The 1,873-nt window shown below is 44.3% G+C and carries 1 protein-coding gene; it reads right to left on the bottom strand.

The annotated features are described in order from the left end of the window. Positions 1-75: 75 nt before the first annotated feature. Positions 76-1,338 carry a group II intron reverse transcriptase/maturase gene (gene ltrA / locus AMS59_RS12795; RefSeq protein ID WP_053484109.1) on the bottom strand — a complete coding sequence of 421 codons (1,263 nt, stop codon included), beginning with the start codon at positions 1,336-1,338 and terminating at the stop codon, positions 76-78. Positions 1,339-1,873: the final 535 nt, after the last annotated feature.

Here is a 1,873-nt window from a genome sequence, read left to right as displayed (position 1 = left end):
AATCGAGTAGGAGGGAGTGACTAACTCCCGACCTCTCCAACCACCGTACGTACGGATCCGTATACGGCGGTTCAATTAAGATGAATAACGCAAGATTTCATAACGAGCTTGCAGACTTTTGAGCCCTTGGTTACTCCAATAAGAGTTACCAAGGGTTCTGTGTAATATTGGACTTTTCGAAATACGCCAGTACCTCTTGCGAGTATTGCCCCATTCGTAAGCCTTCCAGTCTGGAACTCCTAAGCGAATGAGGTTGCGCACTTTCGTACGAGGATTCTTCCAATCCTTCCATAAACACATTCGAAGTCTTCTCCGAATCCATCCATCAAGTGATTCGAAAATGAATTTTGTATCCGCTAATGCAAAATAACCACACCATCCAACTAAATATTGATTCAAATGTTGAATGCGATATTCCATTGGATATGGCTTCTTTCTCGCTGTTATCTCTCGTATTTTAGTCTTCATTCGGTTTATACTCTCTTTTGCAATTCGAACTTGTGGCTCTTTGCGAGAAGTGAAGCTAAATCCTAGAAATTTGCGTTGCCAAGGGCGGGCTACTGCGGATTTCTTCTCATTTACTTTTAGTCGTAATGTCTCTTCAATAAAGGTTTTGACACTCGCCATCACTCGTTCACCTGCACGTTTTGTTTTCACGTAAACGTTGCAGTCATCGGCGTAGCGCACGAATTTATGTCCACGTTTCTCCAATTCTTTGTCCAGTTCATCTAGGACAATGTTTGAGAGAAGAGGACTCAATGGTCCACCTTGAGGCGTTCCTTCTTCTGTGTCATAGACAACACCATTTATCATGACACCCGATTGTAGGTATCTACGAATCAGCTTGAGCAGAGGTTTATCAGAAATCTTCTTCGCTAATGTACTCATTAGACGGTCATGGTTTACTTTGTCGAAGAATTTCTCTAAGTCCATATCTACTACCCAGCGGTATCCTTCTTTTATATATCCTTTGGCTTCTCGGATTGCATCGTGAGCACTTCGTTTTGGTCGAAATCCGTAACTATGATTCGAGAAGTTCGGATCGTATAGGTTGGATAGCACTTGGGCAATCGCCTGTTGAATGAGTCGGTCTGTCACGGTTGGGATTCCTAATAGTCGCACACCGCCGTCAGGTTTCGGGATTTCGATTCTGCGAACTGGTTGTGGTTGGTAGGTTCCCTCAAGAATTTGCTTCTTAATCGTTAGCCAGTTTTCGACTACATGCTGTCGTAGGAATTTTACGGGCATTTTGTCTACTCCATGGCTCCCTTTATTCCGTTCCACTCGTTTGAGGGCGAGAAGTAGATTCTCCCGTGATAGTATTTGATTCATTAACATCTCGTTCGACTCCTCCGTGAATAGCTTGTCTTCTTATAACAGTTTCTACTGCACCCGCTCAATGTCCCTCATGGGATTCACCATTACCTCCATTAAGTCGCTCCTTTTGGATTTTCTGTGTTCATCATAGAAAACTGCATGCCAAGGGCTATTCTCTCCAAATTGTTCGGTCCTTCCCATTCATTCTAGAAGTGAACGGTACTATGACCTCTGCTGACTTCTGATGGTTCAGCTACCTATCGCTAAGTAGGTTACAAAGTGTACTTTGCGTTTCCATCAGACCTCCCCGGGTAAGCGCATGCACTTTCACACCATCTATCCGCCTCATTTACTTGATATGACCTTCGACAGAAAGGACTTTGTTTTGTTTGGCAAACTCATCCAATCATACCTAGCCTTCTATGAGATTCGTGTTCCTCGGACCGGTGTTTTGCCTCCAGCTTCCTTCAGATTCCGCGTCACCACGGACACCCTTGCTCTTGGCTAACCTCTACTTCTGTCTTCGGGGTTCGGGACTTTCACCCTATAGTTCATG

The organism is Lysinibacillus sp. FJAT-14745, from assembly GCF_001275675.1.
In the GTDB taxonomy this organism is placed as follows: domain Bacteria; phylum Bacillota; class Bacilli; order Bacillales_A; family Planococcaceae; genus Lysinibacillus.
This window is presented reverse-complemented; position numbering and strand designations above follow the sequence as displayed.

Excerpts from the sequence above, each read along its gene's own strand:
- ltrA (WP_053484109.1), bottom strand. The coding sequence starts at position 1,338 with ATGTTAATGAATCAAATACTATCACGGGAGAATCTACTTCTCGCCCTC.